This window comes from Paenibacillus nanchangensis (genome assembly GCF_046543445.1).
Taxonomy (GTDB): domain Bacteria; phylum Bacillota; class Bacilli; order Paenibacillales; family Paenibacillaceae; genus Paenibacillus_AQ; species Paenibacillus_AQ nanchangensis.
Window position 1 is genome coordinate 25,405 of record NZ_JBHOFD010000028.1, and the last position, 13,094, is coordinate 38,498.

12 protein-coding genes are annotated in these 13,094 nt (G+C 54.0%); 10 read left to right on the forward strand and 2 right to left on the reverse strand.

Annotated elements, in window-relative coordinates:
- Positions 1-156 precede the first annotated feature (156 nt).
- The 10 genes from ACE6ED_RS20865 (at position 157) to ACE6ED_RS20910 (ending at position 10,756) form a co-directional block, all read left to right on the forward strand.
- On the forward strand, positions 157-807 hold the full coding sequence (locus tag ACE6ED_RS20865) for a redox-sensing transcriptional repressor Rex (RefSeq protein WP_410829345.1): 651 nt from the start codon (positions 157-159) through the stop codon (positions 805-807).
- Complete coding sequence (locus ACE6ED_RS20870; protein WP_410829346.1) at positions 794-2,101, forward strand: amidohydrolase; 1,308 nt, start codon at positions 794-796, stop codon at positions 2,099-2,101. The genes ACE6ED_RS20865 and ACE6ED_RS20870 overlap by 14 nt, the downstream gene beginning before the upstream one ends.
- 30 nt (positions 2,102-2,131) lie before the next feature.
- Positions 2,132-2,644, forward strand: a complete 513-nt coding sequence (locus tag ACE6ED_RS20875) for a cell wall elongation regulator TseB-like domain-containing protein (protein WP_410829347.1) — start codon at positions 2,132-2,134, stop codon at positions 2,642-2,644.
- A 717-nt stretch (positions 2,645-3,361) separates the two neighbouring features.
- Complete coding sequence (locus tag ACE6ED_RS20880) at positions 3,362-3,895, forward strand: hypothetical protein (RefSeq protein ID WP_410829348.1); 534 nt, start codon at positions 3,362-3,364, stop codon at positions 3,893-3,895.
- Complete coding sequence (locus tag ACE6ED_RS20885) at positions 3,888-5,390, forward strand: AAA family ATPase (RefSeq protein WP_410829349.1); 1,503 nt, start codon at positions 3,888-3,890, stop codon at positions 5,388-5,390. Before ACE6ED_RS20880 ends, ACE6ED_RS20885 begins: the two co-directional genes overlap by 8 nt.
- 129 nt (positions 5,391-5,519) lie before the next feature.
- Positions 5,520-6,392: a 3-hydroxyacyl-CoA dehydrogenase family protein gene (locus ACE6ED_RS20890; protein WP_410829350.1), complete on the forward strand. Its 873-nt coding sequence runs from the start codon at positions 5,520-5,522 to the stop codon at positions 6,390-6,392.
- Positions 6,389-7,597 (forward strand): acetate/propionate family kinase, encoded by a 1,209-nt coding sequence (locus ACE6ED_RS20895; protein ID WP_410829351.1) that lies wholly within the window; start codon positions 6,389-6,391, stop codon positions 7,595-7,597. Before ACE6ED_RS20890 ends, ACE6ED_RS20895 begins: the two co-directional genes overlap by 4 nt.
- Positions 7,598-7,802: 205 nt before the next feature.
- Positions 7,803-9,098: an asparagine--tRNA ligase gene (gene asnS, locus ACE6ED_RS20900; protein WP_410829352.1), complete on the forward strand. Its 1,296-nt coding sequence runs from the start codon at positions 7,803-7,805 to the stop codon at positions 9,096-9,098.
- 35 nt (positions 9,099-9,133) lie between these two features.
- Positions 9,134-9,958, forward strand: coding sequence for a DnaD domain protein (locus tag ACE6ED_RS20905; RefSeq protein ID WP_410829353.1), 825 nt, complete (start codon positions 9,134-9,136; stop codon positions 9,956-9,958).
- Positions 9,959-10,216: 258 nt separating this feature from the next.
- Positions 10,217-10,756 carry a GNAT family N-acetyltransferase gene (locus ACE6ED_RS20910; RefSeq protein WP_410829354.1) on the forward strand — a complete coding sequence of 180 codons (540 nt, stop codon included), beginning with the start codon at positions 10,217-10,219 and terminating at the stop codon, positions 10,754-10,756.
- Between the two features lie 89 nt (positions 10,757-10,845).
- Here the strand turns inward: ACE6ED_RS20910 and proC are convergent, their stop codons facing one another.
- On the reverse strand, positions 10,846-11,739 hold the full coding sequence (proC, locus tag ACE6ED_RS20915) for a pyrroline-5-carboxylate reductase (RefSeq protein ID WP_410829355.1): 894 nt from the start codon (positions 11,737-11,739) through the stop codon (positions 10,846-10,848).
- A 91-nt stretch (positions 11,740-11,830) separates the two neighbouring features.
- Complete coding sequence (locus ACE6ED_RS20920) at positions 11,831-13,078, reverse strand: glutamate-5-semialdehyde dehydrogenase (RefSeq protein WP_410829356.1); 1,248 nt, start codon at positions 13,076-13,078, stop codon at positions 11,831-11,833.
- Between the last annotated feature and the right edge of the window lie 16 nt (positions 13,079-13,094).

The window sequence follows — 13,094 nt, forward strand, 5'->3', positions numbered from 1 at the left end:
CAGGTTTGCCGTCAAAGCAGTTTGCGGACACAAGCAAGCGGTATTTGCTGCCGCTGCTCTATAGGGAACACACGCGGAACACGAACGGGGGAAGTTATGCCCGGAAGGAAGCTGCGCGGGTTACCCGGAAGGCATCTCTAACGAGGAGGATCATCGATGAAATCAGACAAAATATCGGAAGCGGTCGTACGCCGTCTGCCGGTGTACTTGCGTTTTCTGAACGAGCTGAACAAACGCGAAATCGCGACCGTTTCTTCCCAGGAGCTGGGGCAGAAGCTGGAGCTCAACCCGGCGCAGATCCGGAAGGACCTGGCTTATTTTGGCGACTTCGGCCGCAAAGGCATCGGGTATGACGTCTCGTATCTGATCGAAAAAATCCGGCATATCCTGAAGCTGGACCAGCAGATTAACGTAGCCCTTGTCGGCGCCGGTAATCTGGGCCATGCGCTCTCGAATTACAACGCCTATCTGAAGGACACGATGAAAATCGTTGCCATCTTTGATTCCTACCCGCCCAAAATCGGGCAAAAAATCAACTCGCTGACCGTGCAGCCGATGGAAGAACTGGCCGATACAATCCGGAGCCAAGGCATCCGGATCGGCATTATTACCGTCCCGGATTCCGAAGCGCAGGCCGTTGCCGATATCCTGGTCGGTTCGGGCATCGAAGCGATTCTGAACTTTGCGCCGGTTATTCTGAAGACGCCGCCCGAGGTACGGGTTCATGCGGCGGATTTCACAACCGACCTGCAAAGCCTAGCTTATTATCTGCCTGATGGAAAGGAGACCGCAAATGAGCAGCAATGACCGTAAATGGGTGATTCGCAACGGCCGGTTTGCCGTTAACTCGGCGGACCGTTCGGTTCTTACCGGCTGGATGATTGTGGATGACGGCCGGATTACGTACATAGGCGAAACCGAACCCGAGAATATAGAGGGAGTCCGCCAGGTGGACGGGAGCCGGCTGCTGTTTCTGCCCGGGCTCGTCAATACGCATGGACATGCCGCGATGTCGCTGCTCCGGGGTTACGGGGACGACCTTGCTTTGCAGGTATGGCTGCAGGAGAAGATGTGGCCGATGGAAGCCAAGTTTACCGGAGACGACGTATACTGGGGAAGTTCGCTGTCGATTCTGGAAATGCTCAAAGGCGGAACAACCACGTTCCTTGATATGTACGACCATATGGACCGGGTGGCCGAAGCGGCTGACCAGTCCGGCATCCGCGCTGTTCTGATGCGGGGCGTTATCGGTCTGTGCCCCGAGGACGTGCAGAAGGCGAAGCTGGAGGAAGCCGTCCGTTTTGCCCGCAACTGGCATGGCCAGGCGGACGGCCGGATTACAGCCATGATTTCGCCGCATGCACCGTATACCTGTCCGCCGGATTATTTTGTCAAATTTGTGGAAGCGGCGCATGAGCTGGATCTTCCGCTCCATACCCACATGTCCGAAACGCAGCGCGAGGTGGAGCAAAACGCCGCCGATTACGGCCTCAGACCCGTAGCGCATCTGGAGAAGCTCGGCATGTTCACGCGTCCGTCGCTTGTTGCGCATGCGGTCCATCTGACGGATGAGGAGATTGAGATCCTTGCACGCCACAATGTTGGGGTGTCGCATAACCCGGGCAGCAATCTTAAGCTTGCAAGCGGCGTCGCCCGTGTTCCCGAGCTCCTGAAGGCCGGCGTCACGGTTTCGCTGGGTACGGACGGCGCGGCGAGCAACAACAACCTCGACATGTTCGAAGAGATGCGCCTTGCGGCGCTGATTCATAAAGGAGTAAGCGGCGATCCTACGGCGGTGCCCGCGGCCGAAGCGCTGCGGATGGCAACAGAGTATGGAGCAAAGTCGGTCTTTTTGCCTGAGGTAGGACGCCTTGAAGTAGGAATGAAAGCCGATTTGATCGCCATTGACATTGATCAGCCGCATCTGCTGCCCCACTCGGACCTGTTATCCCATGCCGTGTACTCGGCGAGCGCCAAAGATGTGGCGCATGTGTGGGTTGATGGAAAACAGGTGGTTAAGAACGGCGAATGCCTGACGCTGGATGAAGAGCGGATCCGCCGGAGCGCCCAGCAGGCGTTCGAAGGTCTGCTGAAACGGTAAGCGCGCGGGGATGAGAGGGAGCGGAAACGGTTGAAAAGAAAGGGACAATGGATCGCACTCGGAACGTCGGCGCTGCTCTTGGTGCTGTTTGGACTCCATTTGATTTATGCTTACATTATGAAGGATCAATGGACCGAAAAAAGAGCGGCGGAAGCGGCCGCCAAAACCCAGGCCGGGCTGGTGGAGATTACGCGTGCTCAGAAATCGGTCTGGGACAGCCAATCCATCTACTGGACCCTTACCGGAACAGACGCTACCGGGCAGGAACTGATGGTTTGGGTTCGGTTTCAGCCGGGAGGCCAGCCTGCGCAAGGAGAAAACACTGTTCATGCCGAGCCGCTTAAGAACGGGCTGGATGAAACGCGGATGCGCGAGGTGATCGCCAAAGCGCTGCCGCAGGCATCGGTTGAGCGGCTTCTGCCTGGCGTATATGATGGCGAATACGCTTGGCAGCTGTTTTATAAACAGGATGAGCACTATTATTATCAGTTTTTCCGGTTTGCCGACGGCGCCGCCATCGGGAATCCGATTTACGTCAACTAAAAAAGGGCTGGGTGCGCGGTAGGCGCGCTCAGCCCTTTTTGGCTGTGTTTGGTCTGTGTTACATGGTCTGTGTTACATGGTACGTGTTACATGATATAGTTGCATCGTATATATTGGAGGATATATATTAGGTGATATATCAAACGGCATAGGTTACATGTTATAGGTTACAGGGTATGGTGTTACTTTGGAATGGGTGGAAGTGCTCTGCGAACGCATGGGATCCGAAAAGTGCCGGAAATTAAACATCCTGATCGAAAAGTTGACCGCCTGTTGATCGAGCAGTATATCAATGACAACTACATTATGATCTATCAGACGGTTATCGCAAACTAATACGGGATAAACTTAATCTCTGGTATTGCCAGTAAAGGCTGGTAGAGAGGTGGGATTCTGCTAAACCTCAAGAACTAATCCCCACCGTAAGCAGCTGTACAGCCGTGGTAAAACTAGTAAACTTGCAATGCAGCGATTTGGCAGCTAAAATTTAAAATATATTTCACAATCTGCTTCGAAAAAGTATATACACTGTGATATACTGTTACTTGTACGATTGCACGGCAAACAAATGCCTGATAGAATCTACACAGGCATTTGCTGATTGTGAAGTTTAGCTGTTGAGTGTGAAGTTTAGCTGTTGAGTGTGAAGTTAGCTGATAGTAGAGTTAGAGTTGCGCTGTCCATGCATCATGTGTTCAACCCGAAAGGAGAGGTTATATGAAACTGCGTCCTGTCGCTATACTGCTGACAGCGCTGCTGTCGGCTTCGGTATTGTTCGGCGGATGGTTTCTTTACCGTCAATATGCGGTCCAGCAACCGCTGAAAAAAATTGTTAATGATTATAAAGGAGTTAACGAATCTCATATTTCTATTACCCGCAACGAGGTCGCTTTGAAACTCGATTTGGAGCCTGGAACAAAATTACGTGAACTCGTTCAATATATAAATGCTGAAGGACAATCCGTTATCGGCGGCCGCAAGCTGAAGCTTGACGTTGAGCAGCACTCCAACAAACGTCTGGATGAATATTGGGAGAAAGCGATGTTCTCCGTCGCCGAAGCGATGGAGAGCCGGAAATACACGCTGATTCCCAGCACGCTGGACCGGCTGGCCCAGGAGTATGATGGTATCTCGGCAACAACGGAAATTGATGACAGCAATGTGTATGTGAGCCTGACAGACGGCAAGGAAAGCAAATTCGTGATTCTGCCGCGGCAACCAGAACGACTGGGGGTATGGACTAATGCCTAAATGGACCAAAGAAGCGGTGATCGGATTTGTGCCGGTGCTGCTTGTTTTCCTCGCATTCCTTGGACTTAATATTGTCCCGCTGCTGATTGGAGCCGCCATGATCGGCGCTCTGCTGATGCTCGCGCATTCTCGCGGCGGACTGACCGTCAATGCGGGAGCCGATAAGAAACGCAAAAAGAAAGGACCGTCCAAGCTGACATTCGAGCAGATCGGCGGCCAGGAGAACGCCAAGCAGGAGCTGCGCGAAGCGCTGGATTTCCTGATCCGGCACGAAGAGATCAGCAAATTCGGCATCCGCCCGCTGAAGGGGATTCTGCTCACCGGGCCTCCGGGAACAGGCAAAACGCTGATGGCCAAAGCCGCGGCCCACTACACCAATTCGGTGTTCGTCGCCGCTTCGGGCAGTGAGTTCGTGGAGATGTACGTCGGTGTGGGAGCGGGCAGAATCCGCGACTTGTTCAAAGACGCCCGGACCCGGGCGGAAAAAGAAAACAAACAAAGCGCTATTATTTTTATCGATGAGATTGATGTAATTGGCGGCAAACGCGAAGGCGGACAGCAGCGGGAATACGACCAGACGCTGAATCAGCTGCTGACCGAGATGGATGGAATCTACAGCTCCGACGAGCCCCGTATATTGCTGATTGCGGCGACTAACCGCAAAGAGATGCTGGATTCGGCGCTGCTCCGTCCGGGACGGTTCGACCGCCATATTCAAGTGGATCTGCCTGATAAAAAAGGGCGCAAGGCCATTCTGGAGCTGCACGCTTCGAATAAACCGCTTCACCCGGATGTCAATCTGGACAAAATTGCCGAAGAAGCTTACGGTTTCTCCGGCGCCCAGCTGGAAAGCGTAATGAACGAAGCCGCGATCTATATGATGCGCGACAATCTGACCGAGGTGGAACAACGTCACTTGGCCATGGCAATCGACAAGGTCATGATGGGCGAAAAGACGGACCGTGAAACCAACCACGAGGAGAAGAGACGGGTGGCGATTCACGAACTGGGACATGCCATTATGGCGGAGCTGCTCCGTCCGGGCAGCGTGAGCCAGGTTACCTTGACGCCTCGCGGACAAGCGCTGGGTTATGTGCGTCATAATCCGCAGTCCGAGCAGTACCTGTATACCAAAGACTATCTTGAAGATCAGATCATGATCGCGCTTGGAGGCGCAGCGGCGGAGGAAATGTATTACGGCGGCCGCAGTACTGGCTCCCGCGGAGATTTTGAGCAGGCGCTGAACATCGTGGAGACGATGATGAAGTCCGGCTTGACTTCACTCGGTATCGCCAATCTGCAGATGGTCACAACCGAAGAGCTGATGAAAGAAAACAGCAAGATTCTGGACGAGCTGATGATTCGCACACGAGAGCTGCTGGATAAACAAAAGAATGTATTTGCTTACTCCCTTGACATTTTATTGAAAGAAGAAGTTCTCTCCGGAGAACAATTTCGTTGTCAATTTCGTGACAGCGTCCTTTTACCGGCATAATTCTTTATGCCGGTTATTTTTTTTTACTTTTGAGCCGTGCTAAGATATTATTAAATGTCGGCTTTTTTGTTTTTTCGACAGAAAGGGTACAATACAAGTATAGATACCTGAAAGGATGGAGACTGTTGTATGAAGTTTAAGAAGATTGGCGTCATCGGCGGAGGCACGATGGGTCAGGGGATCGCCGAAATGCTGGCGGCCAAAGGCCTGGATGTGCTGCTCGTCGAGAAAACTCCGGAGAGACTGGATTACTCTTACAGTATGATCGAAACTAGCCTGGACAAGCAGCTCGAGAAATGGGCGATCACCCAAGCCGAGAAGAAGCTGATCCTGAGCCGGATTCAAAAAGTTGTTCATTTTGCGGAGCTTAGCTCGTGTGATATGGTAATTGAGACGATTACGGAAGACCTGGAAGCAAAGAAAAAGGTATTCAGCCAGCTTGACCAGGTGTGTCCAAGCAATATTATTTTGGCCAGCAACACCTCCACGCTCAGCTTGACGGAGCTTGCCAGCACAACGGCATATCCTGAGCGTGTTATCGGTATGCACTTTATTTATCCGGTTGGCAAAGTGGATCTGGTTGAGATCGTGCGCGGTCTGAAGACATCCGACACAACTTTTGAAGAAACGAAGGAGTTTGTTGACGAAGTGGTGGAGAAGAAAGGCGTTATGATTTACGAATCCCCCGGGTTTGTAACTTCTCGCCTTATTTGCCTGTTTATCAATGAAGCGATGCATGTGCTTCAAGAAGGGGTTGCCTCTGCTGAAGATATTGACGACGCCATGCGTATCGGCTACCAGTTCCAATACGGCCCGCTTGAGATGGCTGACCGTTTTGGTCTGGATTCGGTGCTTGCCGCACTGGAGCGGATGTTCCGCGAATACGGCGAGCTTAAGTATCGTCCGTCCACAATCCTGAAGAAAATGGTTCGCGCAGGACAACTGGGCATGAAATCGGGCGAAGGTTTCTTCAAGTACGACAAGGATGGTGACCGGGTATGAATATTCTCGTAATTAATGCAGGCAGTTCCTCGCTGAAATATCAGCTGTACAACATGGAAGACGAATCGGTTCTGGCGAAAGGCCTTGTGGAACGGATCGGGATGGAGTCCTCCATTCTGACCCACAAACCAACCGGCAAGCAGGAAGTAACCGAAGTGAGCGAAATTCTGGAACACACGACGGCAATCCGCAAAGTGCTTGCAAACCTGACCGACAAAGAGCATGGCGTGATCAGCTCGATCGACGAGATCAACGCTGTCGGACACCGCGTCGTACACGGCGGCGAATCCTTTAAGGCATCCGCATTGGTAGATGGTGAAGCCAAAAGTGAAATCCGCCGCTTGTTCGACCTGGCGCCGCTGCATAACCCGGCTGCGATCATGGGGATTACGGCCTCGGAAGTCAACATGCCGGGTATCCCGCAGGTTGTTGTTTTCGACACGGCATTCCATCAGACAATGCCGGAGAAAGCTTACATGTACGCGATTCCTAGAGTGCTGTACAACAAGTACAAGGTCCGCCGCTACGGCGCGCACGGCACTTCTCATGATTATGTAAGCAAGATCGCGGCGGAGTACTTGAACCGGCCGCTGGAAGAGCTTAAAATTATTACGTGCCATATCGGGAACGGGGCAAGCGTTACGGCCGTTCAGGGCGGCATTTCGGTGGACACTTCCATGGGAATGACTCCGCTGGAAGGCCTGATGATGGGTACCCGCAGCGGCGACATCGACCCGGCAGTAGTTCCTTATGTAATGAATAAGGAAGAGCTGTCAGTGGGCGAAGTGAACTCGATGCTGAACAAGCACAGCGGCCTGCTGGCGATCTCGGGCACAAGCAGTGATATGCGCGATATTATCGACGGCACCGAGAAAGGCGATCCGAACTCCACACTCGCCTTTGAAATGTACGAATACCGCCTCCGCAAATACATTGGGTCCTACGCTGCGGCTATGAACGGCGTGGACGTGATTGTCTTCACCGCGGGCGTCGGCGAGAACGCTTCGCTCCTGCGCGAGCGCGTACTGAATAATCTGACGTTCCTCGGCATCGAGCTGGATGCCGAAGCGAACAAAGTGCGTTCGGGTGACCCGCGCCGGATCTCCAAAGCGGGTTCCAAGGTCGAGGTACTCGTAGTGCCTACGAACGAAGAACTCGTGATTGCACGCGATACTTACCGGATCGTACAAAGCGTCAAAGGCTGAACCGTGTAACGGTTATTCCCGGGGAAGCCGGAGCGAGCGGGACCTTCCGTCCCTTTTGCACCGGCTTCCCTTCTTTCTCGGAAGGACCTTTTTTTCGGCGATCTGTCAAAAAAGGCCTCCGGCGGTAGAGACCGGTGATCTGCCGCTTGATGCGTGCAAGAATCACCGGAATCCCATCCAAGTTTAGAGGAGAGATGAAACGGGCATGGCGAACAAAACAGTGATCCGTAACGTGAACGAACACGTCGGACAAACCGTAACCATCGGCTGCTGGGTGAACAACAAACGTTCCAGCGGCAAAATCCAGTTCCTGCAGCTTCGCGACGGAACGGGCTATATTCAGGGAGTCGTCGTTAAATCCGAAGTGCCGGAGCAGGTCTGGGATGACGCAAAAAGCCTGACTCAAGAAAGCTCGCTTTACGTCACGGGCGTCATTCGTGAAGAGCCGCGCAGCCAGTCGGGTTATGAGCTGACGGTGACCGGCATTGAGGTGCTGCATCTGACCGAAAATTACCCGATTACACCGAAGGAGCACGGGGTAGACTTTTTGATGGATCACCGTCACCTGTGGCTGCGCTCTTCGAAGCAGCGGGCGATTCTCGTTGTCCGGGCGGAGATTATCCGCGCGGTTCAAGAGTATTTTGATACCAACGGCTTTACGCTGGTTGACCCGCCGATTCTGACGCCAACTTCGGCGGAAGGCACGACAAACCTGTTCCACACCAAATATTTTGAAGAAGATGCGTACCTGACCCAGAGCGGTCAGCTGTATATGGAAGCAGCGGCGATGGCGCTGGGCAAGGTGTATTCTTTTGGCCCAACCTTCCGTGCGGAGAAATCGAAAACCCGCCGTCACCTGATCGAGTTCTGGATGATCGAGCCGGAAATGGCGTTTACCGATCACGAAGAAAGCTTGCGTGTGCAGGAGGAGTTCATTACCCATGTCGTTCAATCCGTGGTCAAAAACTGCCGCGCCGAGCTGGAAGCCATCGGCCGGGACGTATCGAAGCTGGAAGGCATCAAGGCGCCATTCCCGCGGATTACGTACGACGATGCGATCAAGTTCCTGAATGACAACGGTTTTGAGCTTCCGTGGGGTGAAGATTTTGGCGCTCCGCATGAGACGGCGATTGCGGAAGCTTATGACAAACCGGTTTTTATTACGCATTATCCGGCCGGCATCAAAGCTTTTTATATGAAACCTCATCCGGAGCGCCCGGAAGTGGTGTTGTGCGCCGACATGATTGCGCCGGAAGGTTATGGCGAAATTATCGGCGGCTCCCAGCGGATCGACGATCCCGAACTGCTGGAGCAGCGCTTCAAAGAGCATGATTTGAGCATGGAGACCTACCAGTGGTACATGGACCTTCGGAAATACGGCACGGTTCCGCATTCGGGTTTTGGCCTAGGACTGGAGCGCACGGTGGCCTGGATTTGCGGTCTGGATCATGTCCGGGAGACCATTCCGTTCCCGCGTACGCTGTACCGTCTTTATCCGTAATGCCGGCTGACTTGAAGAAGAAAGGAGTGGCGTAAGTGGAGGGCGATGCGTGGAAACGTTGGAGCGCTGGGGCTGCATTTGGCTTGGAGAGCGGAGCGGCCGTCATTCCTTACGCGCTTCTCAAGCATTACCGGAAACTGAACCTCAGCGGGAGCGAAGCGCTGCTGCTGATCCATCTGCTTTCCTTCCGCCAGGTGGAGGGGATTGAATTCCCTTCGCTGGAAGACCTTCAGGCTGTCACGGGACGCAGCGCACCGGTGCTGTCGGGGGAACTGCAGCGGCTCATGAAAGAAGGTTTTATCGGGATTGAAGGCGAAAGCGACGAGCTGCGGGGGATTCATTACGAGCGGTACGATTTTTCGGGTTTGTACGCGAAGCTTGGCGAATTGCTTGCAGAGCAGGCCCGCGAAGAAGCTGAAGCCAGACGGCGGACGCTGAATCAGGGGGCAGGATTTCCCGGCCCCCATCAGGAGTCAGGTTTTGCCGGCGTCCATCAAGGGCCAGGGTCCCCTGGTGTCTACCGCCGGGAGGACAAACCTTCCCGTCCGGCGCAGTCCGGTCTTTTTCCCGGCGATGATCTGGAAGAAGAGGGGCTTCATGAGCGCAGTCTGTTCAGCATCTTCGAAAAGGAATTTGGGCGCCCCTTGTCCCCGATGGAGTACGAGGCGATCTCCGGCTGGGTGGATGAAGACCGTTATCCTGAAGAGCTTATTTTGCTGGCGCTAAAGGAATCGGTATTCGCCGGGAAGGTGCATTTCCGTTATATCGACCGGATTCTGCTTGAATGGAGCCGAAACCGGGTGAAGAACGCACAGGACGTAAAGGCTTATACCCAGAAGTTTCGCGGGGGAGGCCGGTAACCCGGTTTGCTTTCTTGCAATAGCAGGCATTAAGACATAGGAGGGCGGTTCTCGTAATATTGGACGGGGGCTGCCCTTTTTTTGCTGCACAAAAAATATAAGCAGGGGATGGACCAGTAGATGCAGTTATTCATCTCAATTTGCAGAGCTTCAGAAGCTTTATCATCACTACCACAGCTGGACATTGAATTACTTTTATAAGCAAATAGTTGTGATATAATCCATGCAATACGTAATCATAGGAGATGAAGCAAACCAATGGAGCAGCAGGTCTACATCCGGTATACCGAAGCAGGGGATGCCGGGGAATTGACGGCAGTGCACATACGGAACCGGGAGTTTTTTGAAAAATTTTCGCCCACCCCTCGCGAGGAGTTTTATACGGAGGAATATCAGCGTCAAGCCATCAGTAAGCACCTGACTGACCGGCTTGAGGACCGGATGTATTCGTACGTGATTTGCCTAAAGCCGGATAACCGGATTATCGGAAGTGTCGGCCTTTCCTTTGTGAATAGGGGACCGCTGCAGAGCTGTATGATTGGTTTTGTGCTGGATCAAGCCTATAACGGCAAGGGGTATATGACGGAGTCGGTGAAGCAGGTGGTCCGCCATGCTTTTGAGGAACTGAAGTTCCACCGGATTTACGGGGAAGCTTCGCCTCGCAATCCAGGCTCCATCCGTGTGCTGGAGAAAGCCGGCTTTCACAAGGAAGGGATTGCACGCAGCAACGTAAAGATCAACGGGAAGTGGGAGGACCATCAGGTTTTGGCGATCATCAATCCGTCCGATGACATTTAATAAATCAATAAAAAGCTCCCAAGCACCGGCAATGGCATTTGGGAGCCTTTTTGTATGGCAAACTGCGAAATGAATACGGAAAAATAAAGTTAATGATGATACCGGTCGCGGTCCGGGCCCGCCAGTTCCTTGTCCAGCGCCGAACCCATTTCGCGCGAACGTTCGGCGCAGCGGTGGACGGCGGCGATGATGGTTTCAAAAAAATCGCCTTTTTCGAGCACCTCCAGGGCGGCTTGGGTCGAACCGTTCGGGGAGGTGACTTTTTTGCGCAGCGCGGCCGGGGTTTCACCCGTCTGCTGCACCATTCTGGCCGCTCCAAGCACGGTCTGCACTGTCAGCGCCGCGCTTTGTTCTTCTTTTAAGCCGCCGCGGATGCCCGCTGCGATCATCGCTTCCATCATGTAGTAGATGTAGGCCGGACCGCTGCCGGAAATGCCGGTCAGAATCTCCATCCGTTCCTCATCAATTACAGATACCGTGCCAACGGCCTCAAATATATGATGAACCAGCTGTCTGCGCTCTTCATCCACTTCTTTGGAGAAGGCGATGCCCGTTGCACCCAATCCAATGGAGCTGGATGTGTTCGGCATGGTCCGGACTACAGGCTGTGCGGTACCGAGCAGCCCCTGCAGTGTCCGAATCGACAGGCCGGCGATGACGGAGACGATCAGCTGGCCGGGGGAAAGCAGCGGACCTAGCGAACGGATGGCTTCGGCGGCGTCCTTTGGTTTCATTGCAAGCACGATAATCGGGTACGTGCGCAAAATTTCGGTTTTTTGCTCGGGATCATTGCTGGCCAGCACACCGTAGCGGCTTCTCAGCTCAGCCAGCCGGTCACTTCCGCTGCGGTTCAGCATCATGATTTGTTCGGGAGCCACTACAGACCGGGCGATGAGCCCCCGGACAATGGCTTCCGCCATGGACCCGGCGCCGTAAAACGCAATTTTTTCTTGAATAAACGGTTTGGTTGGTTGTTGACACATACAGGTAGGTTCCCCCTTGGTTTCTTAGGCTGGCGTTTGCCTTTTTGTCTCCAGCTCATAAGACGAAAGTCATGCCGTAAGTAAAAATACATTAAGTCCGGATTTGACCGTCCCCGTAGATCAGATATTTGGTCGATGTCAGCGCGGGCAGGCCCATGGGACCGCGTGCGTGCAGCTTCTGGGTGCTGATACCGATCTCGGCGCCGAATCCGAACTCGAATCCATCGGTGAAACGGGTGGAAGCGTTATGGTACACCGCCGCCGCATCCACCTCCTGCAGGAATCGGGCGGCCAGCTCGCCGTTGCCGGTTACGATGCACTCGGAATGCCGGGTGCCAAAATCGCGGATATGTTTCATCGCTTCATCCAGGCTGCCGACAATTTTTACATTTAAAATATAATCGTTATATTCGGTTGCGTAGTCCGTATCAGAGGCGGGAGAGGCGTACGGCACAAGCGCCACCGTCTCCGGGTAGCCTTTCAGTTCGACACCCGCATCCGCCAGACGGCGGGCAAGCTCAGGCAGATGACGCTGGGCGTAATCGCGATGGACAAGCAGTGTTTCCATCGAATTGCAGACCGACGGGCGCTGAACTTTGGCGTTCAGGCAAATCTGCTCCGCCATCACGGGATCCGCATCCGCTTCGAGATAAGTATGGCAGATGCCTGCCCCGGTTTCAATAACGGGCACGGTGGCATTCTGCACCACATTTTGGATCAGCGCGCTGCCGCCGCGCGGAATGATAACATCCAGCAGTCCGTTCAGCTTCAGCATCTCATCTACCGAGCTGCGGTTCGGGTCTTCGATCAGCTGCAGCGCTTCAGCCGGGATGCGGGTGGAAGCAAGCGCCTCGTGCAGTACACCGACAATCGCACGGTTGGCCGACAGGGCGGCCGATCCGCCGCGGAGGACGACGGCATTGCCTGTTTTGAGGCATAAGCCGGCAGCATCAACGGTTACGTTAGGGCGCGCCTCGTAGATCATGCCGATCACGCCCAGCGGAACGCGCACCTTACGGATCCGCAGACCGTTTGGCCGCTCAAACGTCTCCAGCAGCTCGCCGACCGGATCGGGCAGATCCGCGATCTGCCGCAGCCCCATGGCGATGTCGGCAATCCGGGCATCGGTAAGGGCAAGCCGGTCAAGCAGGGAAGCAGACGTTCCGTTGTGCCGTCCGCGTTCAATATCCTCGGCGCTTGCCGTCAGGATCTGCCCGGCATGTTCCACCAGGGCGTCCGCCATGGCATGCAGGGCCTGGTTTTTCTCATCGGTTGTCAAGGCGGCAAGAGCCGCCGCCGCGGATTTTGCCAGTTTTGTCTTTTGAATCACTTCGCTCATTTGGGGTACCTCCTTC

Excerpts from the sequence above, each read along its gene's own strand:
- ACE6ED_RS20890 (WP_410829350.1), top strand. The coding sequence starts at position 5,520 with ATGAAGTTTAAGAAGATTGGCGTCATCGGCGGAGGCACGATGGGTCAG.
- ACE6ED_RS20870 (WP_410829346.1), top strand. The coding sequence starts at position 794 with ATGAGCAGCAATGACCGTAAATGGGTGATTCGCAACGGCCGGTTTGCC.
- asnS (WP_410829352.1), top strand. The coding sequence starts at position 7,803 with ATGGCGAACAAAACAGTGATCCGTAACGTGAACGAACACGTCGGACAA.
- ACE6ED_RS20880 (WP_410829348.1), top strand. The coding sequence starts at position 3,362 with ATGAAACTGCGTCCTGTCGCTATACTGCTGACAGCGCTGCTGTCGGCT.
- ACE6ED_RS20865 (WP_410829345.1), top strand. The coding sequence starts at position 157 with ATGAAATCAGACAAAATATCGGAAGCGGTCGTACGCCGTCTGCCGGTG.
- proC (WP_410829355.1), bottom strand. The coding sequence starts at position 11,739 with ATGTGTCAACAACCAACCAAACCGTTTATTCAAGAAAAAATTGCGTTT.
- ACE6ED_RS20910 (WP_410829354.1), top strand. The coding sequence starts at position 10,217 with ATGGAGCAGCAGGTCTACATCCGGTATACCGAAGCAGGGGATGCCGGG.
- ACE6ED_RS20920 (WP_410829356.1), bottom strand. The coding sequence starts at position 13,078 with ATGAGCGAAGTGATTCAAAAGACAAAACTGGCAAAATCCGCGGCGGCG.
- ACE6ED_RS20895 (WP_410829351.1), top strand. The coding sequence starts at position 6,389 with ATGAATATTCTCGTAATTAATGCAGGCAGTTCCTCGCTGAAATATCAG.
- ACE6ED_RS20885 (WP_410829349.1), top strand. The coding sequence starts at position 3,888 with ATGCCTAAATGGACCAAAGAAGCGGTGATCGGATTTGTGCCGGTGCTG.